Consider the following 24,595-nt stretch of genomic DNA (forward strand, 5'->3'; position numbering starts at 1 on the left):
CTCCTCCCCGCCACTCCTACCGTTACCCGGCGCCGGCCTCCTCCTCGGGCTCTTCGGGGAGACGCTCCATCGGCGACGGCTCAGGTTTCCCCGGCTCCGCCGGAATTGGTCCAGCGGGCTGGGCAGGTTGCGGCGGGGTGGCCCTTTCCAGGAACCGCAGCAGCTCGACAGGGAACGGCAGGACAAGGGTGGAGTTCTTCTCGGCCGCGACGGCCACCACGGTCTGCAGCAGCCGCAACTGCAGAGCCGCGGGCTGGTCGGACATCACCGCAGCCGCCTGGGCGAGCTTCTTGGAAGCCTGGAGTTCGGCGTCGGCGTTGATGACCCGGGCACGACGCTCCCGATCGGCCTCGGCCTGCCGGGCCATCGACCGCTTCATCGTTTCCGGGAGCGAAACGTCCTTGATCTCCACCCGGTCGATGGTCACACCCCACTCGACGGCCGGGCTGTCCATCATCAGCTCCAGCCCTTCGTTGAGCTTCTCCCGGTTGGACAGCAGATCATCAAGATCGCTCTTGCCGACAATCGAGCGCAGTGAGGTCTGCGCCATCTGGGACACCGCGAAGCGATAGTCCTCGACCCGGACCATCGCCTCGGCCGCGTCGACGACCTTGAAGTAGATCACCGCGTCGACCCGGACCGTGACGTTGTCACGGGTGATTCCGTCCTGCGCGGGAACAGGCATCGTCACGATCTGCATATTGACCTTGTGCAGCCGGTCCACGAGGGGGATCACCATGGCGAACCCGGGCCCCCGGACATTGCCGCGCAGCCGACCGAAGCGAAGGACCACCCCTCGCTCGTACTGCTTGACGACCCGGGCCGCTGCCGCCACGTACAGCACAGCGGCCGAGCCGGCCACAGCTCCCGCCGTCAGTAGTTCTTCGACCATCACAGCCCCCTGGGCCGGAACTGGACATCATGTATCTGTCATATACCCGAATTGCGGCCGTTCGACCCTCACCCACGGAAGTCGGCTCGATCACCTCGCCGACCAGATGGGCACCGCTCCACTGCTCCAGCTTCAGCGGGTGCCGGAGAGCGCGGTTCGGGGGCGGAATCTGTACCGCGCCCCGCGCCCCGAGGGACGGATAGTGGGGACGCGGAGAGCGAGCCGTGGGAATTGGCCTTGAGTCTGAGGTGACTGGAGACAGCAGGGTGGGGGCGCCGAGCTCGACGTGATGATCGGCTGGACCCGGGAAGAGGCCAACTTCGGCTTCGCCCTGGACGAGGGGTACAGCGCGGCGACGCGAGACCAGGTGATCGCCAGGTTCGCGGAGACCTTCGGTGAGGACAATGCCCCCGAGGCGTACGACGCCTACGCGCGGACCCGCCCCGGCTCCCGCCCCGTCGATGTGCTCATGGATCTGATCACTGACGAGCTGTTCCGGGTGCCCTGCTTGGAGTTGACCGAGGCTCGGGCGGGCATGGGGAGGCCGGTGTGGGCGTACCAGTTCGACCTGCCGACACCGGCGCACGGCGGCAGGCTCGCCGCGGCGCACTGCCTGGACTTCGTCAGTTACACGTGTAATCTTATGAGCTGAATGTTCTCTTCGGTCTGTCGGCGGCCGAAGGAAGCCTGCCGTTCGAACTGCCCCGCTCGAGTCACGAGGACGTACCCAACGACTCCGAGGACCCGCTCTTCCCCTACGGTCACGGACTTCGCCTGGGCTGATCCAGGCCCCACACACAAGGGTGGCAGCTGCCTCGTCGCAGGTGCCACCCTCCTGTGCGAGTGGCGGCACGCCGAGCCCCCGACGCCGTACCCGCAGGAGCCTCTACCAGCCGCCCAAAGAGTTCCACCAACCCCACCACTGCGGACCAGGACTGTCATCGATGGCCGGGCTTTTCCCCTGTCTGCGCGGTACGTCCATCACCGCACGGGTGAACCCGGCGACCCCGGCAGCGCCGCGCGGCCCGCGCCCAGCCGCACTGAAAACCGCCGTGGAAGGGGACGGGCCCCGTGCGCGTAGGGGCATCCCGATGCGGGTCTGCTCTGCACCATCAGGTTCCTCGAAGTGTCACTCGGTTACGCCGCCGGCTCCTCGCAAGGGGGCTCCTCCGCGCACGGAACGGCGCGGGCCGTGGCCGGGCCGCGCCCGGCCACGCACCAGTAACGCGTGTAACCTGGGGAGTAAGCGGTCAGCAGGCCGAAAGGAGCGGAGAAGGACGTCATGGCCCAAGACGCACGTGCCCAAGCCTCGATCACCAGCGCGGACGTTGCGCGCCTGGCCGGGGTGTCCCGGGCCACCGTGTCTTTCGTCCTCAACGACACCCAGGGGCACCGGGTCAGCGAGAGCACCAAAGCCCGAGTGCTTTCCGCGGCCAAGGACCTCGGCTATGTGCCGCACGCGGCCGCCCGTTCCCTGCGCGCGGGGCGAAGCAGCCTGGTCCTGATGCCCGCGTCGATCTCCGCGATCGGCCGCCTGGTCAGCGACTGGGTGGACGAACTGCACAGCGAACTGGACCGGCACGGATACACCACTGTCCTGCACGCAGGCCGCTTCGCCGACCCGGTCAGCGCCGCCCGCTCGTGGGCCGAGTTGCGACCCGCGGCGGTGCTCGCCCTGGACGGCGACAGGCTCACCACTCAAGCGGCCGAGATCCTGCGCCGCGCCGGCGTCCGTGGGCTCCTCGCCTTCGCGTCTCGCCCGATGGAAGGCATCCACACAGTGGCGTTCGACCACGCCGACATCGGTGCGGCGGCCGCTGAACACCTCATCGAGCGCGGACGGAGCCGCATCGGCGTGGTCATGCCGCAGGAGCGGGGGCTCGATGCCTTCGCCCGACCGAGGCTGGCCGGCGCCCAAGGCGTCTCCGCCCAGCACATGGCCACCGTCACACCGTTGGAACTGGCCTACACCCGCGAGTCCGCCGAGGCGTTGGCCAAGCGCTGGCGGTCCTTGGACCTGGACTCGGTCTTCGCCTTCAACGACGAGTACGCGGCCCTCCTGATGCATGCCCTCCAGGCGGAGGGCATCACCATTCCGGGAGACGTGGCCATCGTCGGCTCCGACGACCTGGTGCTCTCCGCCCTGCAGCAGCCGCCACTGACCACGGTACGACCGGACCTGCCGTCGGCGGCGTTCATCGCCGACACCCTGCACGACTTGATCGAGGAAGGGACGGCGGCGCCGGTGCCCGGCATGAAGACCGTGCTGGTCCATCGCCGAACTTCCTGAGATCGGGAGCCGGAGGCGAGCGGCTGTCTCCGCCCCCGTCGCCGCCGGTCTAGTCCTCCCGGGCCAGCTTGTGCCGGAAGAACCACCATGAGAGCAGAGCCGTGCCCGCGCCGGCAACGGTGTCACTGAGCCAGTGAGCGTGCAGCCATGTACGGCTCCACATCATCGCCAGGGTGAACAGCGCGCCCCCGATCCACCACGTGCGCCGGTGGGCCACGGGGACCAGGAGGGCGCCGATCATCACCACCAGCATGGCTGCTCCGGCAGCGTGCCCGGAGGGAAAGGAGCCGTGGTCGACCCGGACCATCGGGTTCTCCGGGCGGGGACGGTCCACCAGGAACTTGAGGGCCTGCACGACCAGCATGCTGCCGCCCAGGTAAGTGGCGAGAAGGTAGAAGACGGACCATCCGCGTCTTCGGATGATCAGGAAGACCAGAAGACCGGCGGGTACGACGACCCCCAGCGGCCCGCCGAACCAGTCCATGACGGCCGCCAGTGCGGCGTAGAGCCCGTCATGAGGGCCTCCCATCCAGCCCAGCCAGTGCTCGTCCAGTCCCTGGAAGGGCGGCTGCGCGGCATCCGAATGAACGACGGCTCCCAGCAGGGCGGTGACGAGGATGCAGAAGATCCCCAGACGAGGCACGCCGGCTCCAGGGCGGACGGGAGTGAACCGGCGACGTGCGGCAGCCGCTGGAGTGTCAGGTGCGGCGGCCACCGGAGTGTGGGTCATGAGAACCTCTCTGGGCCGCGAATACCCGCGGCCCAGATCTGAGTGACGGGGGCTCGGAGCACAAGTCCGAACGCGCGGTGGCGGGGGCGCGACGAGCGGCGCACCCCCGCCTCGCGAAGGGCTGCGGGTACCGGTCAGGCGTCGAGGTGACGAGCCAGGAAGGCGACACTCTCGGTGACGATCGGAGTGATATCCGGGGCGCCGATGAAGATGTGGTCGGCGCCGTCCACGGGTTGGAGCGTGACGTCGCCGTCCACCGCCCGGAGAGCCTTGGCCAGCGCCTCGCTCTGGCTGTACGGGACGAGAGCGTCCCGAGTGCCGTGCACCAGAAGGAACGGTGGCGGAGTTGCCCCTGCCGCGTACGTGACAGGGCTGGCGATCCGCGCCAGCTCCGGCCGCTCCTCGACGGTCCCGCCCAGGAGTGCGGCGTAGGGATCGGGGAATTCGACGCCCGGTGGCATATGGGGCATGGGATGCGAGAGCAGGGCGCCAAGCTCGGAGACCCCGTACCAGTCCACGACCGCCTGCACGGCCGAGTGCCCCTCGCGCACACCCTCGTTGCCTTCGAGGGCGTGGCCGTCCGGGCTTCCCGGTGTCACGAGTGCGGCGAGAGCGGCGAGATGACCACCCGCCGACTCCCCCCAGACGCCGATGCGTTCGGGGTCGATGCCGAAGTCGCCGGCGTAGTGGCGGACATAGCGGATGGCCGCCTTCACGTCGTGGAGCTGGGCCGGGAAGGGGGCTTCGAGGCTGTGCCGGTAGTCGATGCAGACGAGAGCGAGTCCAGCTCCGAGGACGGAACCGTGCAGCAAGGTGACGGGGACGGTGGGCGGCGGGTAGCGCCGGTCACCGTCGAGCCACCCCCCACCGTGGATCCAGACGACCGCAGGAACCGGAGCGTCCGCCGGTGGTACGTGTACGTCGAGCAAGCGGGGCCGGTATCCGGGAGTCGTCGCATAGGTGATTGCTTCGAAGCGGCGTATGCCGTCCTCGGCCGTCGCGGGGGGCTCGGGAGCCCGGTGGGGCGGCGGAGGCCACGCCTGGTCGAGGTCGGCCGGAGGAGGTTGCGTCATGGCGGCCCTTTCCGATCGGTTGGGAGGCAGGAGGCGGAGTTGTACGAGGGCGCTCAGGCCGAGGAGCCGACAGTCATGCAGGCCTTGGCGAACATCAACTTCACGGGCATTTGTCCGAAATGCTTGCGCTTTCCCGTGGGAGATGCTTAGCATGTTACACGTGTAACATGCACTTGGCGACGCCTCGCCCGCACCTCATTACTCGATACGGCCAGTTCGGGCCATCGCGCGTGGGATGGGCATGACGGCCAACGCCATCTACGGTTATTTCGCCGACCCGCGATGACCTGGTCACCACGCTGATCAACAACGTCTACACCTCACTGGCCGAAACCGTGGATGCTGCCTGGGACGCCGCCCGCGTCCAAGACCCGGCCGCCCGGATCGAGGCATGGGCCCGCGCCTTCAGGAGCTGGGCACTGGCCAACCCCGAGGGCTTCCGCCTCATCTACGGCGACCCGGTCCCCGGTTACCGGCCCCCCGCGGGCGGCGCCGCCCCGGAAGCCGCCCACCGTGTCTGCACCGGTATCACAGCACTCGCGGCCGCGGCCTGGCCGCACGCTGAACCCCGTTACAGGGACAGCGACTTCACGTGTCTGACTTCGACTCCGGTCTGCTGGGCAAGGTCCGTCCGGCCTTCCCCGGCCTGCCCCCGGCCGCCGTGGCTCCTGCCCTGCGCATCTGGAGCCACCTGCACGGCCTGGTGTCATTGGAGATCTACGGTCACCTGCGGACCCAGGCCCTCAGCCCGGAAAAGCTCTTTCGCGAGGAACTGGTCCAGCTCATCCGCTCCTTGGGCATCACACCGCAGAGTTGACGGTCCCGCACAAGTGGCTACCTGGACAGGTCTGTCCAACGCTGCCATGAACGAACGTCTGGCGCCGACAATGGAGTCGACGCGTAAGCGGGTCGACAACGTCCTGGCCAAGATCGACCTCCCGCCACCGAGAACCCTCACCACCGCGTACAAGCAGTGCTGAAATACCTCTGCCGCTGACAGCATTCACACCAGGGGCGCGCCCCTGCAGCGCGGGGCTATGCACCGGGGCGGAACAGCGGCAATGCGGATGCCGCTATAAAGGCCCGTCTGTCGGATTCCCTTATGCGATCCGCGTGCTTCGCTTCTCCCGTCCTCTTTGCTCGGCGCGCTGAATGCTTGGTCCGGCCAGGCGACTGCGGACTACGGCGCTGTGTCCATCGGGCCGTACCTTTGAGTCCCTTGGCCCGGAAATGCCCCGGAACGGCTGGTCAGAGGTGGGACAGCAGTGGGAAATATCGGGAGTTGCGACGCACTCCACTCCATGGCTCAAGATGCGCTCCAGGGAGGGCGCCTGACAGGGGAACACCTGTCAGGCGCCCTTTTTTGGCGTCTAGAAGAAGCCCAGTTTGTTCGGCGAGTACGACACCAGGAGATTCTTCGTCTGCTGGTAGTGGTCCAGCATCATCTTGTGGTTCTCCCGCCCGATGCCGGACTGCTTGTAGCCGCCGAAGGCCGCGTGCGCCGGGTACGCGTGGTAGCAGTTCGTCCAGACGCGGCCCGCCTGGATCGCGCGACCCGCGCGATACGCCGTGTTGATGTCCCGGGTCCAGACTCCGGCCCCCAGCCCGTACAGCGTGTCGTTCGCCGTCTTGATCGCGTCGTCGAAGTCGGCGAAGGAGGTGACGGCGACGACCGGTCCGAAGATCTCCTCCTGGAAGACCCGCATGCGGTTGTCACCCTCGAAGATCGTCGGCTGGACGTAGTAGCCGCCCGCCATGTCGCCCGCGTGCTCGATCTGCTGACCGCCTGTCAGGATTTTGGCGCCCTCCTGCTGGCCGATGTCGAGGTATGAAAGGATCTTCTGGAGCTGGTCGTTGGAGGCCTGCGCGCCGATCATGGTGTCGGTGTCCAGCGGGTGCCCCGGCTTTATCAGTTCGGTGCGGGCGATCGCCGCCTGCAGGAAGTCGCTGTAGTGACCGCGCTGGATCAGCGCGCGCGACGGACAGGTGCACACTTCGCCCTGGTTGAGCGCGAACATCGTGAAGCCTTCGAGGGCCTTGTCTCGCAGGTCGTCGTCCGCGTTCCAGATGTCGTCGAAGAAGATGTTCGGGCTCTTGCCGCCCAGTTCGAGGGTGACGGGCCTGATGTTCTCGGAGGCGTACTGCATGATCAGCCGCCCCGTGGTGGTCTCACCGGTGAAGGCGATCTTCGCGACACGGGGGCTGGACGCCAGCGGTTTGCCTGCCTCCACACCGAATCCATTGACGATGTTGACGACGCCGGGCGGCAGCAGGTCCTCGATCAGGCTCATCCAGAAGTGGATGGACGCGGGGGTCTGCTCCGCGGGTTTGAGTACGACGGCGTTGCCCGCGGCGAGCGCCGGGGCGAGCTTCCAGGTCGCCATCAGGATGGGGAAGTTCCAGGGAATGATCTGGCCGACAACCCCGAGCGGCTCATTGAAGTGGTATGCGATGGTGTCGTCGTCAACCTCGCTGAGCGTGCCCTCCTGCGCCCTGAGCGCACCGGCGAAGTAGCGGAAGTGATCGATGGCGAGTGGGATGTCGGCGGCGAGGGTCTCCCGTACGGGCTTGCCGTTCTCCCAGGTCTCGGCGACCGCCAGTTCCTCCAGATGGGACTCCATCCGGTCGGCGATTTTCAGCAGGATGTTCGCGCGGTCACCGGCCGCCGTCCGTCCCCAGGCCGGCGCGGCGGCGTGCGCCGCGTCCAGGGCGAGCTCGACATCCTCGGCGGTGCCGCGGGCGATCTCGGTGAACGTACGACCGTTGATCGGACTCGGGTTCTCGAAGTACCCGCCGCGCACCGGCGGTACGTACTCGCCGCCGATCCAGTTGTCGTATCGGGGCTGGTACGAGACGATCGCGCCCTCGCTGCCTGGCGCGGAGTAACGGGTCATCGCGGTGGCCTCCCTCGGACGGCGCCACCCGCCGTTGGACAGCGCCCGGACGGAGACTAGGGAGCCGGACGTTGCAACTCCGTTGCGTCGCCGGGGCGTCCGACGGGCGCCGCGGTCCCGGCGCCCGGCCCGCTCACCGCACCGGCCGGGCGCTCAGCTCGGTGTCCAGTTCCCGTACGCGCGCGTGCACCGCGGGGCGCTGTTGCGCGGGCAGTGCGGAATCCAGTGCCTGCCAAGCAGCCAGGTCGTCCTCGCCCCACGGGCTGTAGGCCCAGTCGGCCAGCAGCCCCGGATCCGCGCGAGCGATCACGGCCGCCCGCAACTGGCCTTCCAGGCGCCGCCGCAGCCGCGCCACGGCAGGCGCCTGCGAACTCGGCAGCAGTGGGCCCGCGTACGCGCTCAGAGCGGCGGCGACCGCCCCGGACTCCAGGCGTCGTGCGACGGTGTCGAAGTCCGCGTCGACCACGGCGGTGAAACGGTACGGGCGCGAGTGCAGCAGGTCGGGGCCGAGCAGGCGACGCAGCCGGGACAGTTCGGCGCGCAGCGTGACCGGGGTGACCGACTCGTCCTCGTACAGCTCACACAGTAACTGGTCACCTGTCAGGCCCTCGGGGTGGCGGGCCAGCAGGACCAGGATCTCGCTGTGGCGGCGGCTGAGCCGCAGCTTGCGTCCCTCCGCTACCAGCAGCGCCTCGTTGCGCCCGAGCGCGTAGAGCAGGGCGGAGCCGGTGTCGGGCGCAGGAGGTGCGAGGAGCGCCAGATGGGCCTCCGCGGCGCGGGCCACGGCCTGGACGAAGGCGAGGCTGTGCGGATGGGCGAGGCTGTCTCCGCCGGTGATGTCCACCGCGCCCAGCAGCCGCCCGGAACGCGGATCGTGCAGCGGCGCCGCGGCGCAGGTCCACTGCTGGACGGGCCGCCGGAAGTGCTCGGCGGCGAAGACCTGGACGGGACGGTCCACGGCCAGCGCCGTGCCCGGTGCGTTGGTGCCCACGGCGGCCTCGGCCCAGCGGGCGCCCGGCACGAAGTTCATCCGGCGCGCCCGCTGCCGCGTCCGCGCGTGCCCCTCGACCCACAGCAGTCGTCCCTGCGCGTCGCACACCGCCACCAGGTGCTCGCCGTCCATGGCGTACGTGCCCATCAGCTCGCGGACGACCGGCATGGCGCGGGCCAGCGGATGGCCGTCGCGGTACGGGCCGAGGTCGTCGTCGCCGAGTTCCACGCGCGCGTGCCCGTCGGGGCTGACCCGCGCCCTGGCCGAGCGCCGCCAGGAGTCCGCGACCACCGAGCGCACGGGGCGCTCGACGTGCCCCGCCGCGGTGAACATGTCGTGGGCCCGGCGCAGAGCACCGAGCCGCTCGGCCGGGTCGGCGCCCGCTCGAAGAGCCACCCACGCGTCGGTCAACTCGGCCTCCCCAGCGACGATTCCGGTTCCTGCCATCGTCGTCGTGCCCGGGGACCCCGACAAGCGCTGCACCGGCCGTTCTGTCAACGCCCTCCCCACGCGCCTCCGTTGACCCGGGTGTTGCGGGGCGCACGGTTATGCCGGCGGGTTGTCCGCCATGATCGCGCCGAGCTGTGCGATGTCGCCGGGCGCGATCCCGGAGAGACCGGCGACCTCCCGTACATCGCCACCCGCCCGCACCGCGGCCACGGCCTCCGTTTCCACATCCAGCCGCGCGGCGTTGAGCGCGGCCTCGGCGTCCCGCAGTCGCTTCACGGCCAGTTCCAGTACTGCCAGGTGCTTCTCGGTGTTGTCCATCCCTTGATCTTCGCAGGCCTCACCGCCTCCCGGCCGGGAGGGTGCGAGCCCTGCGCGCCGGACGAATATTCGGACCCGGCCCCGGGCGGCACCCGAGCACGGCGGGTCAGTGGCCGTACGCCGCCGGGTCGTCCAGTACCGCCCGTACGACCGAGTGCGCCGCGCCCAGCAGCGGCCCGTCCGAGCCGAGGCGCGAGACGGTCAGTGTGGGGCGTGCGGATTCCGTCGTGCGCCGGGTCAGCTCCCGCTCCAGCGAGGGCAGCAGCCACGGCGCCAGCCGGGACAGCGCGCCGCCCAGCACGATGGCCTGCGGGTCCAGGAGGTTGACCGCGCCGGCGAGCGCGACGCCGAGCGCCGATCCCGCCGCGCGCAGGGCGCGTCGTACGGCAGGATCGCCCTCGGCCGCGCGGGTGGCCAGCAGGTCGACCGGCCGGGTCCCGGCCGTGAGCCCGGCGGCGCGCAGCACGGCCTCCTCGCCCGCATACTGCTCCAGGCAGCCGCGTCCGCCGCAGGGGCAGGGGGGACCCTCCGGTCGTACGGGCACGTGGCCGAGCTCGCCGGCGTAGCCGTGCGTTCCGCGCAGCAGTCGGCCCTCGACGACCACGGCCGCGCCGATGCCGATCTCGGCCGATACGTGCACGAAGTCCTGGGGCGCCGGGTCGCCGCCGAGCCACAGTTCCGCGAGGGCGCCGAGGTTGGCCTCGTTGTCGACGCTCAGCGCGGGTCCGTACGGCAGGAACTCGCTGACGTCGATGTCCGTCCAGCCCAGGTTGGGGGCGCGGACAACTGTGTGGGTGTCCCGTGTGACGAGGCCCGGGACGGCGACCGCGGTGCCCGCGGGTCGCAACCCCTCGGCCTTGACCGTGTCCGTCACCTGGCGCACCAGTTCCGTGAGTTCCTTGAGCACCGGTTCGGCCTCGCGGCCCCGGTTGCTGACCTCCACCGTGGCGCGGGCGCGCACCTTGCCGTGCAGGTCCACGGCGCACACCGTGAGGTGGTCGACGCCGACCTCGGCGCCGATGCCGACCGGGCCGTTGGGCGCGAGCGCCAGGGCGCTGCCTGGGCGGCCGACCGTACCGGACTGTTCACGTCCGAGCTCGATGAGCAGGCCGGTGCGGATGAGTTCGTCGACGAGGGAGGAGATGGCGGCGCGGGTCAGTCCCACCCGGCCGGCGACAGTGGCGCGGGACAGGGGGCCGTGTGCGGCTACCGCGTGCAGCACCAGGGAGAGGTTGCGCCGTCGGATGCCCTGCTGGGTCAGCGGCTGGGTCGATGGCGCGGGCGTGGTGGTCACGAGCTTCCCTCCTGGCGCAACAGGGCGTCGGCGCCGGTCAGTACGGTACGCAGTCTGTCCAGGGCGGCCTCGTCGGTGCTGACCGGCGCGTGCAGCGGCCCGCGCGCCGTGTCCCAGCGCCGTGCGACCGCCGCCGGGTCCTCGCCGGTGATTAGGGCGGCGGCCTGTGCGGCGGCGCCGAGAGCGACCAGTTCCTGGGAGGCGGGCACCTGCACGGCGCGGCCCGACAGCCGCTGTACGGTCTCGCGCCACGCCGTCCCTTGTGCGCCGCCACCGATGAGGAGGAGAGGTGCGGCGGGGTCGGCGTCGGAGTCCAGGACGCGGTCCAGGCCGGCGAGGAGTGCGTATACCGCGCCCTCGTAGGCGGCCTGGAGGATCTGTCCCGGCGATGTGTCGTGGCGCAGCCCGTACAACAGGCCGGAGGCGCCGGGCAGGTTGGGTGTGCGCTCGCCGTCCAGGAAGGGCAGCACCACTGCGCTGCCGCCCGCCTCGACCGCCTCCCTGTCCCGCCCGAGCAGGGCGGCGATCCGGTCGACCGCCAGGGTGCAGTTCAGTGTGCAGGCGAGCGGCAGCCAGTCGCCGCGCGCGTCGGCGAACCCCGCCACGGTGCCGGTCGGGTCCGCCGAGGGGTGCGCGGAGACGGCGTACACCGTGCCCGATGTGCCCAGGCTCATCACCGGCAGGCCGGGGCGTAGCCCGAGGCCGAGCGCGGCCGCCGCGTTGTCACCGGTACCGGGAGCCACCAGCGTGCCCTCGGCCAGTGGGAGTTCCGGAAGTCGGCGTACCGTACCCGCCGCGTCGAAGGGGGGTACGACCTCGGGAAGCAGGGCGGGGGAGAGGCGGACGAGCGCGAGGATTTCCTCGTCGTACGCCTCGGTGCCCGTGGCCCACCAGCCGGTGCCCGACGCGTCGCCCCGGTCGGTGGTGCCCCGGCCGGTGAGCCGCTCGGTGAGGTAGTCGTGCGGCAGCCTGACGGCCGCCGTCGCGCGCGCGGCGTCGGGTTCGTTCTCGGACAGCCATGCCCACTTGGTGACCGTGAACGCGGCGGCGGGCACGCTGCCGGTCCGCTCCGCCCAGGCCTTCGGTCCGCCGAGACGTTCGATGAGGCGCTCGCTCTGCGGCGCGGACCGTACGTCGTTCCAGAGCATCGCCGGCCGGACCGGCCGGCCCGCTGCGTCGAGAGTGACCAGGCCGTGCTGCTGGCCGCCGACCGCGATCGCCGAGGCGCCGCGGGCCGGCGGCCCGCACTGGTGCAGGGCTTCGACGAGCGCCTGCCACCACCGCTCGGGGTCGCTCTCCCGGGCTCCGCCGTCCCCGGTGACTCTGTGCGGCGCCTGGCCGCGCGCCACGACCTCGCCGGTCGCAGTGTCGACGACCAGCACTTTTGTGGACTGGGTGGAACTGTCGACCCCCACGACGAGCGGTCCGTGCGGTGCAGCAGTCATGATTTCTCCGTTTCAAAGCCTTCCCAAGGATGCCCCCGGATACTAATTTGTTAAGGGCCATGACGAAATAGTCGAGGGAGCGTGTATGAACCACCAGCCCACCCCCGAGGACAAATTCAGCTTCGGCCTGTGGACCGTGGGATGGCAGGGACGGGACCCGTTCGGCGATGCGACCCGGCGGGCCCTGGAGCCCGCTGAGTCCGTACGCCGGCTGGCCGAGCTCGGCGCGCACGGTGTGACCTTCCACGACGACGACCTGATTCCGTTCAGGGCGTCGGAGTCGGAGCGCGAGTCCCACATCAAACGGTTCCGGCAGGCGCTCGACGAGACCGGCCTGGTGGTGCCCATGGCCACCACGAATCTCTTCACCCACCCGGTCTTCAAGGACGGCGCGTTCACCGCCAACGACCGTGACGTGCGCCGCTTCGCGCTGCGCAAGACGATCCGCAACATCGATCTCGCCGTGGAGCTCGGGGCGCGGACGTACGTCGCCTGGGGAGGCCGCGAGGGCGCGGAGTCGGGAGCCGCCAAGGACGTCCGGGTCGCGCTCGACCGGATGAAGGAGGCCTTCGACCTGCTGGGCGAGTACGTCGTCGAGCAGGGCTACGACCTGCGCTTCGCCATCGAGCCCAAGCCGAACGAGCCGCGCGGCGACATCCTGCTGCCCACCATCGGGCACGCCCTCGCGTTCATCGAACGCCTGGAGCGGCCCGAGATGTACGGCGTCAACCCGGAGACGGGCCACGAGCAGATGGCCGGGCTCAACTTCCCGCACGGCATCGCACAGGCGCTGTGGGCGGACAAGCTCTTCCACATCGACCTCAACGGCCAGACCGGCATCAAGTACGACCAGGACCTGCGTTTCGGCGCGGGCGATCTGCGGCAGGCCTTCTGGCTGGTCGACCTGCTGGAGACGTCGGGGTGGGAGGGCTCGCGGCACTTCGACTTCAAGCCGCCGCGCACCGAGGACCTCGACGGGGTGTGGGCCTCCGCGGCCGGCTGCATGCGCAACTACCTGATCCTCAAGGAGCGGGCCGCCGCCTTCCGCGCCGACCCGGAGGTCCAGGAGGCGTTGATCGTCGCCCGTCTCGACGAACTGGCGCAGCCCACCGCCGCGGACGGCCTCGCGGCGCTGCTGGCCGACCGCGGGTCCTACGAGGAGTTCGACGCGACGGCCGCCGCCGAGCGGGGCATGGCGTTCGAACGGCTCGACCAGCTGGCCATGGACCATCTGCTGGCCGCACGGGGCTGAGGTTCGAAGCCGCCCCTGCTGCCGCCGATCACGGCCGGCGGCAGCAAGGGCGACCCGTCATCCGTCTTCCAACAGCACGAGTGCGAGCGCCGCCGCCGGGTCCTGGTCGGCCGGGCCGGCGGGCGTCCAGCGGCCGCGCTCCTTGCGGTAGGGCCACCAACGGCCGTCGTGCCCGTACCGCAGCTGCGCGTCCGAGCCGGCCACCGTCCACCGGTTGCGCTGGGCCCGCAGCTGCGGGCGCTCGCCCTCCTCCCACGCCTTGGCCAGCCGGGTCCTGGCGCGCGCCAGCGCCTCCGGCTCCGGCGTCCACTCCTCCTCCAGGACGGCGAGTGCGGGGCACCCGCCGTACTCCCACGCCCGGACGGCAAGGGCCAGTTCGGCCCGGTCCCACCCGGTCCCCGCCGCGAGACGCGCGACGATCCCTGGCTCGGGACCACTCGCGGCCAGCCGCACCGCATCCTGCGACTCCGTCAGCTCCTCCTCCACCGGACGCCGTTCATGCCCGGCCGACAGCGCTTCCACCAGCATGCGCCGCGCCCGGACAGCCGTGTCCCGCGCCAGGAACTCCAGCGTCGGCACATCGATTCCCGGCGCGCCGACTCCGGGCGCGGGCCCCGTCTCCGTGTCGAGGACCGGCGGCTGTCCCGGCTCGTCCGGGATCGGCGGGGGAGAGGGCAGTGCCGACCGCGTGCTCAACGCCGCGTACGCCTCGTCGGCGCGTACGCCCTCCGGCGCACGCTCGTCCTCACGCGCCCCCCGGGGCTCCTGGGGCGCTGCCCTGGTGGCGCTGCGTATCTGAAGCTCGTCGAGCAGCCCGCGCTCACTCCGCCCGCGCATCAGCAGCAGCACGAAAGGGTCCTCGTCCAGCAGCCGGGCCACCTGGTAGCAGAGCGCCGCGGTGTGCGGACAGTGGTCCCACGCCTCACAGGAGCACTGAGGCTCCAGGTCGCCCACGCCCGGCAGCAGTTCGACTCCGGCCGCCGCCGCGTCCTCCACCAGGTGCGGCGGCATGTCCCGGTCGAGGAGTGCCGCGATGTGCCCTGAGCGGTCCACCGCCATGTCGAGGAACCTGTCCCACTCCTCCTCGCTCAACTGCTGAAGCAGCACATCACTGCGGTACGCCGAGCCGTCCCGTTCGCGGACCACGGCTGTGATCCGGCCCGGCCGGACGGACACGGCGCCGACCGCGCCCTCGCGCGCGTACGTGCGCCCCTTCTTGAGCTGCTGCCCGTCGAGTGCGGTGTCCTCCAGCGCCTTTATCCAGGCCAGACCCCACCAGGTCCGCGCGAAACCGCGCCCCTGGGTGGGAGGCAATGCGCCGAAAGTGCGCTCGGCCCCCTGCTCGTACGTCTCGCCCTCGGTCCACTCGTTCATCGGGTGCCCCCTCGCAGCTCCACCAGATCCGCCAGCTCGGCGTCGGACAGTTCGGTCAGCGCGGCCTCGCCGGAGCCCAGGACGGCGTCCGCGAGTTCCTGCTTGCGCGCGAGCATGCCGGCGATGCGGTCCTCGACGGTCCCCTCGGCGATCAGTCGGTGCACCTGCACCGGCTGGGTCTGCCCGATGCGGTACGCGCGGTCGGTGGCCTGCGCCTCGACCGCCGGGTTCCACCAGCGGTCGTAGTGCACGACATGGGCGGCCCGGGTGAGGTTGAGTCCGGTGCCGGCCGCCTTCAACGACAGCAGGAACACCGGGACCTCACCGTCCTGGAACCGCTGCACCATCGCCTCGCGCTGCGGGACGGGCGTACCGCCGTGCAGGAACTGGGTGCTCACACCGCGCGCCGCGAGATGCCTCTCCAGCAGCCGCGCCATCTGCACGTACTGCGTGAAGACCAATACGCTCGCGTCCTCCGCCAGGATGGTGTCGAGGAGCTCGTCCAACAGCTCCAGCTTCCCGGAACGGCCCGCGATACGGAGCCGGCCGCCGTGCGCGCCGCGATCCTGCGAACTGTGCTCCTTCAGGTACTGCGCCGGATGGTTGCAGATCTGCTTCAGCGCGGTCAGCAGCTTGACCACCAGCCCTCGGCGGGCGAAACCGTCGGATGTGGCAATCTCCGCGAGCGTCTCGCGCACCACCGCTTCGTACAGTCCGGCCTGCTCCGCCGTGAGCGAGACGGCCCGGTCGGTCTCCGTCTTCGGCGGCAGCTCGGGCGCGATCCCGGGATCCGACTTACGGCGACGCAGCAGAAAGGGACGCACGAGCTTGGCGAGCCGTTCGGCCGCCGTCGGATCCTCGCCGCTCTCGATCGCCTGGGCGTAGTGCCTGCGGAACGTCCCCAGGCGACCGAGCAGACCGGGTGTAGTCCAGTCGAGAATCGCCCACAGTTCGGAGAGATTGTTCTCCACCGGTGTGCCGGTGAGCGCCACGCGCGCGTGGGCGCCGATCGTCCGGAGCTGCTTGGCGGTCGCCGAGTGCGGATTCTTCACGTGCTGCGCCTCGTCCACGACGAGCATGCCCCAGGGCCCCGCCCCGGCGAGCCGCGCCGCGTCGAGGCGCATGGTGCCGTACGTCGTCAGGACGAACTCGCCGTCCGCTAGGTCCTCCAGGCTCCGCGACGAGCCGTGGAAGCGCCGGACGGCGACGCCCGGTGCGAATTTTTCGATCTCGCGCTGCCAGTTGCCCATGAGGGAGGTCGGGCAGACCACGAGGGTCGGCCCCGCGGCCTGCTCGTCGGTCTGCCGGTGCAGATGCAGGGCGATGAGCGTGATGGTCTTGCCGAGCCCCATGTCGTCGGCGAGACAGCCGCCGAGCCCCAAGGACGTCATGGTGTGCAGCCAGTTGAGGCCGCGCAGCTGGTAGTCGCGCAGGGTCGCGGCCAGCGCGGCGGGCTGCGGGATCGTCTGCGGTCCGGCCCCCTCCGGATCGGCCAGCCGGTCCCGCAACTGCGCGAGCCACCCCGTGGCCTGTACGTCGACCCGCTGTCCGTCCACCTCCGTGCGGCCGGTCAGCGCGGCGCCGAGGGCATCGATCGGCGTGACCTTGCGGTCGTGGCGGTCCCGCGCGCGGCGGGCCTCCTCCGGATCGATCAGCACCCACTGGTCGCGCAGCCGCACCACCGGTCTGCCGGCCTCGGCCAGCCGGTCGAGTTCGGCCCGGGTGAGCTGTTGATCCCCCACTGCGAACGACCAGTTGAAGGCGAGCAGGGACTCGGCGGACAGGAATGACGGCATGCCGGACGAGGCCTTCTGCGGCCCCCTGCCCTCGTCGTTCCTCTCGCCTCCGTCGGGTTCACCGGCCGCCCCCGCTGGGCCGACGACGGCGCGGCTGGTCAGTTTGCGAGCCAACTCCCGGGGCCAGTGCACCTGGACGCCGGTGGCGGCGAGCGCGCGGGCGGCCTCTCCGAGCAATTCGGTGACCTCTTCGTCGGCCAGCTCGATCGTGTCGGGAACGGCGGCCGAAAGCAGCGGTGCCAGCGGCGGCCAGGCCCGGACGGCGCGGCGCAGGGCGAGCAGGGCGTCCATGCGGGCGCGCGGCCCGAACGCCGTACCGCTCTGCCTGCTCCCCGCCCACACCTCGGCGGCGTTCGCGACCAGCGAGGGGTCGCTGACGCTGTGCATCTGGAGGACGGCGCGGAAGACGGGCCCGTCCCCGCTGTCCGCGGTCCCGTCGCCCGTCGCCAGTCCCGGCAGCTCGATCCGCAGCGAGATCCGTACGCCCGCGTCGTGCCCGGCGGCCACGTCCGCGGCCCAGGCCCGCTGCTCGGGCAGCCGCTGCGGCTCGGCCGCGGCGAACGCGGGAGCCGCGGATGCGACCGCCGCCGCGGGTGTCCGCGGCAAACCGTCGGCGACCGCGTCCAGGAAGGCTCGCACCAGCTGATCGGGCGCGGGCAGCAGGAAGGGTTCCTCGCTCGCGTCGAGCGGGACGGCGTGCGCGGCGGGCGGCATGACGACCGCCAACTCCCTGACGCGGCCCAGATCCTCCGCGGTGAGCGGCCCGGCCCGCCAGGCGTCGTGATCGGTGGCGGTCAGACCGGGCAGCAGGCGCCCGCGTGCGGCGAGCTGGAGGGCGACGAGCGCCGCCGCGCCCCAGAAGGCGGCGGTGGGGTCGGCGTGCGCGGACGAGCGCGCCCTGGTCAGGACGGGCAGAGCCGTACGCACGGGCAGAACTGTCGCCCGTACGGTGCGCAATGTGGCATCGGCCGCGACCACGGTCAGCTCTTCGACCGGGCCGGGTGCGGACGGAGGCTCACTCCCGTCATCGCGCCAGAAGGCGACGCGGCCGGTGCGCGGCGGGTCACCGGGCAGGAAGAGGGCGCAACAACGGATGAGTTCGGTGATGTCGGAGGTCGTTGCCGAAGGATGCCGGTGCACAGCGATGAGCATTCCTCAAGTTTGACTAGTGCTGGTGGAGTCGCCGAGGGTACAGCAGTACTCGTCCTCCACTCTCACGCAAGGGCTGTGAGGTGGATCACGTATCTCCGTTTGGTTCACTTCAGCCCCACCAGCACGTCCAACACCGCCGCGTCAAGGCGCTGGCATCAGCGAAGTCGCGATTGAAGTCATAGGGGTAGCGCCATGGTCAACAAGGGTTCCGTTCCGTAGTTTCATCAGGTCAAAAGCCTGCCCTAAAGATCCGGAGACCCCTATGCCCCAGGCCGCCACTGCCGCGGAATCCACGGCAGCGACGTCAGGGAGCGACTTCGCCCCACTTCTGCGAGCCGTCAGGGAGCAAGGTCTCCTGGAGCGGCGCACCGGCTGGTACGCGACGGGAATCGCGGCCAACCTGCTCGCTCTGGCCGCTGTTCTCGCCGGCATGGTGCTCATCGGCAACTCCTGGTGGACCCTCGCACTCGCACTGCCCCTCGCGGTGCTCTGGGGCCGCACGGCCTTCGTCGGCCACGACGCGGGACACTCGCAGATAACCTCCGGCCGCGGCCTCGGCCGGGCCATCGGGCTCATCCACGGGAACCTGCTGCTCGGCATGAGCCAGGCCTGGTGGAACGACAAGCACGTACGTCACCACGCGAACCCGAACCACATCGACAAGGACCCCGACGTCGGAGTGGGGGCGCTCGTGTGGGCCCAGAAGCAGGCCGCGCAGCGCGAGGGCTTCGCCCGCTGGCTGACCCGCAACCAGGCACGGCTGTTCTTCCCGATGCTGCTCCTCGAAGGCATCGCCCTGAAGGTCTCCGGCTTCCAGGACCTGCGCCGCCAGGGGGCGCGCGAGCGAATCCTGGAGGGCGCGCTGCTGGTCGCGCACCTCGCCGGATACGCCACCCTGCTGCTGACGACCATGTCGCTGGGCAAGGCCGTCGCGTTCGCGCTGCTGCATCACGCGATCTTCGGACTTCACCTGGGCATGGCGTTCGCGCCCAACCACAAGGGCATGGAGATGCCCGACCCGGACGGCGAACGCTGGGGGCACCTGCAACGCCAGGTACTCACCTCGCGCAATGTGCGTGGTGGGATCCTCACCGACTGGTTCCTCGGCGGCCTCAATTACCAGATCGAGCACCACTTGTTCCCGAGCATGCCGCGCCCGCACCTGAGGCGCGCCCAACCGCTGGTGCGTGAGCACTGCCGTTCGCTGGGTATGTCGTACGCGGAGACCGGTCTGATCGAGTCCTACCGTCAGGCGCTGCAGCACATGCACGAGGTCGGCGAGCCACTCAGGTCGGCGCCGGAGCCGGTCGTGGCCGCCTAGCGGAACTGCGGGGCGACCGCGCACGTTGTCGGGGCAGGAGCGGCAGCAGCCGCGAAGGAGGCGTCGAAGATGTCGAAGAGCGCAAAGGTTGCCGCCGGTGGCGTGGTGGTGGGCATCGCACTGATGATGATGGTCGGCTTCTGGCCTGGCCTGCTCATCATGGTCGGAGTTCCGGTCGCGGCCTACTTGATGCTGGACGATTCGCAGCGGCGCAGGCTGCGCAGGATCTCCCGCAAGGAAATCGGCCGCTGAGCCGGCCAGGACCTGCCCCCGCCGGTGACGATGGACCACCGGTGGGGGACAACGAATGAGGGAGTCCCGAGCAATGGGTGGCACGGTCACGTCGGTCAGCAGCAATGCCGCGTACTCCTTCACCAAGCCGACGCGCGACAGCATCACTTTGCTGGCCGGGCTCGGCGTGGAGGACGACGTCCACGCGGGCGTGACGGTCAAGCACCGTTCCCGCATGGCCCAGGACCCCACCCGGCCGAATCTGCGCCAGGTGCACCTCATGCACGAGGAACTGTTCGGCGAGGTGCTGGCGGAGGGATTCAGTGTCGAACCGGGCCAGCTCGGGGAGAACGTCACCACCAGCGGCATCGACCTGCTCGGGCTGCCGGTCGGCACTCTGCTGCGCATCGGCGAAGAGGCGCTTCTGGAGGTCACCGGCCTGCGCAACCCCTGCCTCCAGATCGATACCTTCCAGAGCGGCCTTCTCAAGCAGGTGGTCGGCCGGGACGCCATGGGCAACGTGGTCCGCAAGGCCGGGATCATGAGCGTCGTCAGGGCGGGTGGAGTGATTCGGGCCGGTGACCGCATCGAAGCGGAGCTGCCGCCCGAGCCGCACCGCCCCCTCGACCGGGTCTGATTCCGGGCCCCGGCCGACCGGGCGCCCCCGGGGCCCCGGGGGCGCCCGGTCGGCATGCTGCGACGCCGGTCAGGCGGGCCGTACGGCCATCTTGTCGAGCGCCTCCAGCAACCCCGGCAGCTCGGGCCCACGGCCGATCGGCAGAACCTCTCCCGGCTCGTCGTCCAGCAGCACGAAGGCGATGTCGTCGGTCCTGGCGATCACCGACCAACCGGGACCGTCGGCGCGGAGCGTACGGGCCTCGCCCGAGGCGAACGTCGAACGCACCCGCCCCGGCGGCGGCGGGGTCTCCACATAGCCACGCAGCTCCTCGATGACGCGCCGCACGCCCGCGTGCGGCGCCTCCCCGGGAGCGGCGAAGGTCTCCGCGTCGTCGATCTGCTCCCGCCAGGCCGCCCACTGCAGGGCGATCTCGTCCGCACCGAGACGCCGCTGCGCCGCTCCCCATCGGGCACTGTCGGGAGGCGTGAGAGGGGGGCGGTTCCCGCCGTCCGCCATGTCGTCCGGAGGGGGATCGTGCGGTTCCGGCACACCGGGCGCGGAGACCGCGAGCGTAAGCGGCCAGCCGGGCAGCCCGGCGACGATCGTGCGCTCGTCGGGCGACAGGTCGTATTCCATGCCGCAGTCCCAGGATGCGATGGCGACCGCCACCAGGGACACGTCGTCGATGACCACGGTCCACCGCGCACCCGCGCCGTCCTGGCCGAGCACGAGCCCGTACCCCTCCGCGTACGGCTCAAGGCCGAGCGCCGCGCAGGCCTGCGGATAGTCGTCGCCGAGCACGCTCGGGAACTTCGCGGGCGTCAGCAGCACCGCGGTCAGCACAAACAGTGCGTCCTCGGTGTCCTCGGCGGTGTCCGGCCCGGTCACGGCAGCCTCCCCATCGGATCGGTCGTCGGCGCACCCTAATGGGATGGCGAGGCTCTTGTCACGAGCCCGGTCCCGCGCGGTCAGGCGGCCGGCAGGCCCAGGAGGGCGCGCGCCACGCGCTGCGGGGACTCGTCACGCTCGCGTGCGAGCGCGATGACCGCCCGGCAGGCCAGCTCGTTGACGCCGAAGGAGAGGGCCTCGGGAGACACCCAACCCGCGGCCTCGTCGGCCCGCTGCTGGTCGTCCTCCGCGCACGCGGACACATAGGTCGCCGCGGCCTCGAAGATATTGTGCTGCCGCGTGTCCCGGCGCTCCGGCCGCGGACCCGGACCCGTAGCCCACTTGAACAGCTTTCGGAGTCTGTCCAACACCACGATCACTTCCCCCTGTGTGGCTCGATCGCCGATCTTTCAAGTATGGCCCAACGTGGAGTTGGACCTCCCGAGACGGAAGGGGGGTGGTGCGTTGAAACGCTGCGACCGGATCGAGGAGATCCAGCGGCTCGATCCGGAGAAGGGCTTCCTGGCGACCTACCGGATCACCGCGACGTACGAGCGCCCGGTTCGGGCGGCTGCCCGGTGCCGCACGCGAAGTCCTCAGCGACCGCCGCCGAGTGATCGGAGAGTGGCACGCAGCCAACCGACTTCCGCCCGGCTGGTAGCCCGGGCGATCGTGAGGATGCCGCGGCGGAAGGGATCATCCAGTTCCTCCGCGCGCAGCGGCCGGTCGCCCTCGTAGAAGAAGCTCGCGGGTTCTTCCAGGAACTCCAGTCGGCGTCGCAATACGCCGGTCTGAGCTTCGGAGTCGTCCAGGTGGCGCAGGAAGGCGAGCAGCGCGAACCAGCGGTTCTCGTCGGTGATCTCGGCCCGCTCGGGATGTGCGAGGCGCCTGCGCAGTTCTCGTCGGCCGTCGTCGGTGAGCGTAAGGACGTGGCGAGGTGCGGCCACGGATCCGGGCTGGGTCTCGCGCGCCAGCATGCCTGCCTTCTCAAGCCTCTTGATGGCCGGATAGAGCGTGCTCTCGGCGACCGGCCGGACGTGCCCGGTCAGTGCGGTGATGCGTTTGCGCAGCTCGTAGCCGTGCAGCGGGGTGTCGTAGAGGAATCCGAGTACGGCGAGTTCCAGCATGCCTCTATGGTGCACCATCTGCGCTGTACATCGCCAACGCAATACATCGGTGACAAGGTATGCTGCATCGAAGATTGCGGGACGGGCGAGAGGGGACGAGGATGCGGCAGGCACGGTTCGACTCACGGGGGAGCGTGGTCAGATGGACGGAGTCGGAGGGCTCCGGACCGGCGCGGGTGTACGTGCACGGGCTCGGCTCTGCCTCGACCATCTATCACGCGCACATCGCGTCCCACCCCGACCTCGCGGGCCGGAGATCGCTCTTCGTCGATCTGCCGGGCCACGGAATCAGTGACCGTCCCGCGGACTTCGGCTACTCGCTGGAAGACCACGCGTCGGCACTGGGGGCCGCACTCGACACGGCAGGTGTTCGTGGCGCCGTCCTGGTGGCGCACAGCATGGGCGGGTCGGTCGCTGTCGTGCTGGCGCACCGGCGGCCGGAGCTGGTGTCCGGACTGGTCCTCACGGAGGCCAACTTGGATCCCCACCCGCCGCGGACGGCCGGAAGCAGCGGCATCGCGTCGTACACCGAGGAAGAGTTCGTTCGCGGCGGCGCCTTCGCGCGGGTGCTGGCGTCCGTCGGGCCCGGCTGGGCGGCGACCATGCGGCTCACCGACCCGCTGGCCCTGCACCGGAGCGCGGCGGGTCTGGTCCGCGGCACCACACCCACGATGCGCAGCATGCTCATGGGGCTGGACATCGAACGCACATACCTGCAGGGCGCTTCGAGCGGTGAGCTCGAAGGCCGGGCGGAGCTGATGGCCTCCGGTGTGCGTGTCGAGACCGTCTCGGAAGCGGGCCACAACGTCATGTTCGACAACCCGGCGGCCTTCACGCGCGCGGTGGCGGGTCAGGCCTGAGAGTCGGCGTCCCCCTGACTGGCGGCGCGGCTCTGATTGACGGCCAGTGCCAGAAACCGGCTGTCCTCGTCGACGTACGACGTCATCCGCCAGCCCGAACCGGCCAGCAGGAGGCGGAGGTTGGGCTCGGCGCGCAAGCCGTCCGCGGTGAGTCGGCGCCCCTGCCGCGCCGCGAGAGCCGCACGGCCGATGGGGTGGAAAAGCGCCAGCAGGCCGCCCGGGCGTACCGCTCTGGCCAGCTCGCGGAGGTTCTCCGCGGGCCGGGGGAGATGCGCGATCAGGCCCGCCGCGAAGACCGCGTCGAGCGCTTCGGTGGCGACCGGCAGGCGCGCGACGTCGGCGAGGAGCAGCTGCGCCGCGTGGCCACGCCCCGCGTCCGCCGCCGCGTCCAGCATCGCCGGTGTCAGATCCGCGCCGAGCACCGTGCCGTCGGGACCCACGGCGTCGCGTAGGAACGGCAGCGCGCGTCCAGTGCCGCAGCCCGCGTCGAGCACGGCGTCGCCGGGCCGCAGCCCGAGGTCCTCGACCGCCGCCGCGTACGCCGGATCGTCGTCCGGGAACCGGGTGTCCCAGCCTGCGGCCCGAGGGGTGAAGAACTCCTGAACGTGCGTGTGGTCATCGGCCATATGGACATGATCTCTCAGAATCCGCGGAGACTTACGGAGCCTTCGACGCCCAGGTGATGCGCACGTTCGAGCGTGGCTCGATCGTCCGAGAGCGTATCTCTGTCATATTCCAGCAGCTTTCGAAACGCGCCCCCAACACGCGCCCCCTTCAGGACTAGCGTCCCTGAGCCATGGGACACCTGGACCACGCCACCTTCGGCTGGCTTACCCCCGTGCTGTCGTACGCGATGGCTGCCATCGGCTCTGCCCTCGCCCTGCGCTGCACCGTGCGGGCGCTGGCCGCGAGCGGCCGATCCCGCCGCAACTGGCTGCTCACCGCCGCGTCCGCGATCGGCACCGGCATCTGGACGATGCACTTCGTCGCGATGCTCGGCTTCGGCGTCACCGGCACCGCCATCCACTACAACGTCCCGCTCACCGTGCTCAGCCTCGCCGTCGCGATGGTCGTGGTGGGCGCGGGGGTCTTCGCCGTTGGCTACGGCCGAGACCGCTTGGCGGCGCTGCTGCTCGGCGGCCTCACCACGGGTCTGGGCGTCGCGAGCATGCACTACCTCGGAATGGCGGCGCTGCGGCTGCACGGCGACGTCTCCTACGATCCGGTGCTTGTCGCGCTGTCCGTCGTCATCGCCGTCGTCGCGGCGACCGCCGCTCTGTGGGCGGCACTGAACATCAAGTCGCCGGCCGCCGTCGCCGTCGCTTCGCTCGTCATGGGCGCGGCGGTCAGCAGCATGCACTACACGGGAATGGCGGCGGTGAGCGTGCGGGTGAACCCGTCGGGCGTGGAGCTCCCGGGGGCCACGGCGATGCAGTTCATCCTCCCCCTCGCCGTGGGCCTCGGGTCCTACCTCTTCCTCACCTCCGCCTTCGTCGCGCTGTCGCCGACCGCGCGCGAGCGGGAGGCCGATGCCACTGCCGTGCGGCCGGCCGACACCGAGCCCGTTCACTAGCCCCGTCCCGCTCAGCGGCTGGTCC

The 24,595-nt window shown here is 70.6% G+C and carries 23 protein-coding genes and 1 pseudogene; 10 read left to right on the forward strand and 14 right to left on the reverse strand.

Translation table 11 applies throughout. From position 1 onward, the window contains the following. Window positions 1-22 precede the first annotated feature (22 nt). Entirely contained in the window at window positions 23-892 is an 870-nt protein-coding gene (locus tag ACLLJJ_RS39375; protein WP_434599558.1) for a slipin family protein, read from the reverse strand. 289 nt (window positions 893-1,181) lie between these two features. Here ACLLJJ_RS39375 and ACLLJJ_RS39380 point away from each other — a divergent pair, with 289 nt between their 5' ends. Both ACLLJJ_RS39380 and ACLLJJ_RS39385 read left to right on the forward strand, forming a co-directional pair. Next, a complete protein-coding gene (locus ACLLJJ_RS39380) occupies window positions 1,182-1,544 on the forward strand; it encodes a hypothetical protein (protein WP_434599559.1) in 363 nt (120 codons plus the stop codon). A 630-nt stretch (window positions 1,545-2,174) separates the two neighbouring features. Further along, a complete protein-coding gene (locus ACLLJJ_RS39385; RefSeq protein WP_434599560.1) occupies window positions 2,175-3,182 on the forward strand; it encodes a LacI family DNA-binding transcriptional regulator in 1,008 nt (335 codons plus the stop codon). A gap of 49 nt (window positions 3,183-3,231) precedes the next feature. Here ACLLJJ_RS39385 and ACLLJJ_RS39390 read toward each other — a convergent pair whose 3' ends face one another. Both ACLLJJ_RS39390 and ACLLJJ_RS39395 read right to left on the reverse strand, forming a co-directional pair. Then, window positions 3,232-3,825, reverse strand: coding sequence for a phosphatase PAP2 family protein (locus ACLLJJ_RS39390; RefSeq protein ID WP_434599562.1), 594 nt, complete (start codon window positions 3,823-3,825; stop codon window positions 3,232-3,234). Between the two features lie 221 nt (window positions 3,826-4,046). Beyond that, complete coding sequence (locus ACLLJJ_RS39395; RefSeq protein ID WP_434599563.1) at window positions 4,047-4,985, reverse strand: alpha/beta hydrolase fold domain-containing protein; 939 nt, start codon at window positions 4,983-4,985, stop codon at window positions 4,047-4,049. 335 nt (window positions 4,986-5,320) lie between these two features. Here ACLLJJ_RS39395 and ACLLJJ_RS39400 point away from each other — a divergent pair. Then, a pseudogene (locus ACLLJJ_RS39400) lies at window positions 5,321-5,482 on the forward strand (TetR-like C-terminal domain-containing protein); the annotation flags it as partial. A 95-nt stretch (window positions 5,483-5,577) separates the two neighbouring features. Next, on the forward strand, window positions 5,578-5,802 hold the full coding sequence (locus ACLLJJ_RS39405; protein WP_434599564.1) for a TetR-like C-terminal domain-containing protein: 225 nt from the start codon (window positions 5,578-5,580) through the stop codon (window positions 5,800-5,802). A 553-nt stretch (window positions 5,803-6,355) separates the two neighbouring features. On the opposite strand, the gene exaC is transcribed toward ACLLJJ_RS39405, so the two are convergent. The 5 genes from exaC to xylB all read right to left on the reverse strand — a co-directional run bounded on the left by exaC (window position 6,356) and on the right by xylB (window position 12,377). Next, a complete protein-coding gene (exaC, locus tag ACLLJJ_RS39410; protein ID WP_434599565.1) occupies window positions 6,356-7,879 on the reverse strand; it encodes an acetaldehyde dehydrogenase ExaC in 1,524 nt (507 codons plus the stop codon). Between the two features lie 133 nt (window positions 7,880-8,012). Continuing rightward, complete coding sequence (locus ACLLJJ_RS39415; protein ID WP_434599566.1) at window positions 8,013-9,317, reverse strand: GAF domain-containing protein; 1,305 nt, start codon at window positions 9,315-9,317, stop codon at window positions 8,013-8,015. Window positions 9,318-9,416: 99 nt separating this feature from the next. After that, the gene (locus ACLLJJ_RS39420) at window positions 9,417-9,638 is read right to left on the reverse strand and encodes a hypothetical protein (RefSeq protein WP_434599567.1); all 222 of its coding nucleotides are present in this window, start codon (window positions 9,636-9,638) and stop codon (window positions 9,417-9,419) included. A 106-nt stretch (window positions 9,639-9,744) separates the two neighbouring features. Next, a complete protein-coding gene (locus ACLLJJ_RS39425) occupies window positions 9,745-10,932 on the reverse strand; it encodes an ROK family protein (RefSeq protein WP_434599568.1) in 1,188 nt (395 codons plus the stop codon). Further along, entirely contained in the window at window positions 10,929-12,377 is a 1,449-nt protein-coding gene (xylB, locus tag ACLLJJ_RS39430) for a xylulokinase (protein WP_434599569.1), read from the reverse strand. Before xylB ends, ACLLJJ_RS39425 begins: the two co-directional genes overlap by 4 nt. 85 nt (window positions 12,378-12,462) lie before the next feature. Here xylB and xylA point away from each other — a divergent pair, with 85 nt between their 5' ends. Continuing rightward, entirely contained in the window at window positions 12,463-13,629 is a 1,167-nt protein-coding gene (gene xylA / locus ACLLJJ_RS39435) for a xylose isomerase (RefSeq protein WP_434599570.1), read from the forward strand. A gap of 57 nt (window positions 13,630-13,686) precedes the next feature. Here xylA and ACLLJJ_RS39440 read toward each other — a convergent pair whose 3' ends face one another. Both ACLLJJ_RS39440 and ACLLJJ_RS39445 read right to left on the reverse strand, forming a co-directional pair. Further along, window positions 13,687-15,003 (reverse strand): SWF or SNF family helicase, encoded by a 1,317-nt coding sequence (locus ACLLJJ_RS39440; protein ID WP_434599571.1) that lies wholly within the window; start codon window positions 15,001-15,003, stop codon window positions 13,687-13,689. After that, entirely contained in the window at window positions 15,000-17,939 is a 2,940-nt protein-coding gene (locus ACLLJJ_RS39445) for a DEAD/DEAH box helicase (RefSeq protein WP_434600647.1), read from the reverse strand. The genes ACLLJJ_RS39440 and ACLLJJ_RS39445 overlap by 4 nt, the downstream gene beginning before the upstream one ends. 274 nt (window positions 17,940-18,213) lie before the next feature. Between ACLLJJ_RS39445 and ACLLJJ_RS39450 the strand changes: the two genes are divergently transcribed. The 3 genes from ACLLJJ_RS39450 to ACLLJJ_RS39460 all read left to right on the forward strand — a co-directional run bounded on the left by ACLLJJ_RS39450 (window position 18,214) and on the right by ACLLJJ_RS39460 (window position 20,140). Then, window positions 18,214-19,272 (forward strand): acyl-CoA desaturase, encoded by a 1,059-nt coding sequence (locus ACLLJJ_RS39450; protein WP_434599572.1) that lies wholly within the window; start codon window positions 18,214-18,216, stop codon window positions 19,270-19,272. 69 nt (window positions 19,273-19,341) lie between these two features. Then, window positions 19,342-19,524 carry a hypothetical protein gene (locus tag ACLLJJ_RS39455; protein WP_434599573.1) on the forward strand — a complete coding sequence of 61 codons (183 nt, stop codon included), beginning with the start codon at window positions 19,342-19,344 and terminating at the stop codon, window positions 19,522-19,524. Window positions 19,525-19,597: 73 nt separating this feature from the next. Beyond that, on the forward strand, window positions 19,598-20,140 hold the full coding sequence (locus ACLLJJ_RS39460) for an MOSC domain-containing protein (RefSeq protein ID WP_434599574.1): 543 nt from the start codon (window positions 19,598-19,600) through the stop codon (window positions 20,138-20,140). A gap of 69 nt (window positions 20,141-20,209) precedes the next feature. On the opposite strand, the gene ACLLJJ_RS39465 is transcribed toward ACLLJJ_RS39460, so the two are convergent. From ACLLJJ_RS39465 to ACLLJJ_RS39475, 3 genes are all read right to left on the reverse strand, one after another. Beyond that, entirely contained in the window at window positions 20,210-21,010 is an 801-nt protein-coding gene (locus ACLLJJ_RS39465) for a hypothetical protein (protein WP_434599575.1), read from the reverse strand. Window positions 21,011-21,090: 80 nt separating this feature from the next. After that, the gene (locus ACLLJJ_RS39470) at window positions 21,091-21,360 is read right to left on the reverse strand and encodes a hypothetical protein (protein ID WP_434600648.1); all 270 of its coding nucleotides are present in this window, start codon (window positions 21,358-21,360) and stop codon (window positions 21,091-21,093) included. A 246-nt stretch (window positions 21,361-21,606) separates the two neighbouring features. Continuing rightward, window positions 21,607-22,137: a PadR family transcriptional regulator gene (locus ACLLJJ_RS39475; RefSeq protein ID WP_434599576.1), complete on the reverse strand. Its 531-nt coding sequence runs from the start codon at window positions 22,135-22,137 to the stop codon at window positions 21,607-21,609. Window positions 22,138-22,238: 101 nt separating this feature from the next. On the opposite strand from ACLLJJ_RS39475, the gene ACLLJJ_RS39480 reads away from it, so the two are divergent. Further along, window positions 22,239-22,997: an alpha/beta fold hydrolase gene (locus ACLLJJ_RS39480; RefSeq protein WP_434599577.1), complete on the forward strand. Its 759-nt coding sequence runs from the start codon at window positions 22,239-22,241 to the stop codon at window positions 22,995-22,997. On the opposite strand, the gene ACLLJJ_RS39485 is transcribed toward ACLLJJ_RS39480, so the two are convergent. Further along, the gene (locus ACLLJJ_RS39485) at window positions 22,988-23,623 is read right to left on the reverse strand and encodes a class I SAM-dependent methyltransferase (RefSeq protein ID WP_434599578.1); all 636 of its coding nucleotides are present in this window, start codon (window positions 23,621-23,623) and stop codon (window positions 22,988-22,990) included. The genes ACLLJJ_RS39480 and ACLLJJ_RS39485 overlap by 10 nt on opposite strands. A gap of 170 nt (window positions 23,624-23,793) precedes the next feature. Here ACLLJJ_RS39485 and ACLLJJ_RS39490 point away from each other — a divergent pair, with 170 nt between their 5' ends. Beyond that, window positions 23,794-24,570, forward strand: a complete 777-nt coding sequence (locus tag ACLLJJ_RS39490; protein WP_434599580.1) for an MHYT domain-containing protein — start codon at window positions 23,794-23,796, stop codon at window positions 24,568-24,570. The last annotated feature ends 25 nt before the right edge of the window (window positions 24,571-24,595 follow it).

It is taken from the genome of Streptomyces sp. A5-4 (assembly GCF_051131715.1).
Lineage (GTDB): Bacteria > Actinomycetota > Actinomycetes > Streptomycetales > Streptomycetaceae > Streptomyces.

Excerpts from the sequence above, each read along its gene's own strand:
- ACLLJJ_RS39375 (WP_434599558.1), bottom strand. The coding sequence starts at position 892 with ATGGTCGAAGAACTACTGACGGCGGGAGCTGTGGCCGGCTCGGCCGCT.
- ACLLJJ_RS39380 (WP_434599559.1), top strand. The coding sequence starts at position 1,182 with ATGATCGGCTGGACCCGGGAAGAGGCCAACTTCGGCTTCGCCCTGGAC.
- ACLLJJ_RS39385 (WP_434599560.1), top strand. The coding sequence starts at position 2,175 with ATGGCCCAAGACGCACGTGCCCAAGCCTCGATCACCAGCGCGGACGTT.
- ACLLJJ_RS39395 (WP_434599563.1), bottom strand. The coding sequence starts at position 4,985 with ATGACGCAACCTCCTCCGGCCGACCTCGACCAGGCGTGGCCTCCGCCG.
- exaC (WP_434599565.1), bottom strand. The coding sequence starts at position 7,879 with ATGACCCGTTACTCCGCGCCAGGCAGCGAGGGCGCGATCGTCTCGTAC.
- ACLLJJ_RS39415 (WP_434599566.1), bottom strand. The coding sequence starts at position 9,317 with ATGGCAGGAACCGGAATCGTCGCTGGGGAGGCCGAGTTGACCGACGCG.
- ACLLJJ_RS39420 (WP_434599567.1), bottom strand. The coding sequence starts at position 9,638 with ATGGACAACACCGAGAAGCACCTGGCAGTACTGGAACTGGCCGTGAAG.
- xylB (WP_434599569.1), bottom strand. The coding sequence starts at position 12,377 with ATGACTGCTGCACCGCACGGACCGCTCGTCGTGGGGGTCGACAGTTCC.
- xylA (WP_434599570.1), top strand. The coding sequence starts at position 12,463 with ATGAACCACCAGCCCACCCCCGAGGACAAATTCAGCTTCGGCCTGTGG.
- ACLLJJ_RS39440 (WP_434599571.1), bottom strand. The coding sequence starts at position 15,003 with ATGAACGAGTGGACCGAGGGCGAGACGTACGAGCAGGGGGCCGAGCGC.
- ACLLJJ_RS39450 (WP_434599572.1), top strand. The coding sequence starts at position 18,214 with ATGCCCCAGGCCGCCACTGCCGCGGAATCCACGGCAGCGACGTCAGGG.
- ACLLJJ_RS39455 (WP_434599573.1), top strand. The coding sequence starts at position 19,342 with ATGTCGAAGAGCGCAAAGGTTGCCGCCGGTGGCGTGGTGGTGGGCATC.
- ACLLJJ_RS39460 (WP_434599574.1), top strand. The coding sequence starts at position 19,598 with ATGGGTGGCACGGTCACGTCGGTCAGCAGCAATGCCGCGTACTCCTTC.
- ACLLJJ_RS39475 (WP_434599576.1), bottom strand. The coding sequence starts at position 22,137 with ATGCTGGAACTCGCCGTACTCGGATTCCTCTACGACACCCCGCTGCAC.
- ACLLJJ_RS39480 (WP_434599577.1), top strand. The coding sequence starts at position 22,239 with ATGCGGCAGGCACGGTTCGACTCACGGGGGAGCGTGGTCAGATGGACG.
- ACLLJJ_RS39485 (WP_434599578.1), bottom strand. The coding sequence starts at position 23,623 with ATGGCCGATGACCACACGCACGTTCAGGAGTTCTTCACCCCTCGGGCC.
- ACLLJJ_RS39490 (WP_434599580.1), top strand. The coding sequence starts at position 23,794 with ATGGGACACCTGGACCACGCCACCTTCGGCTGGCTTACCCCCGTGCTG.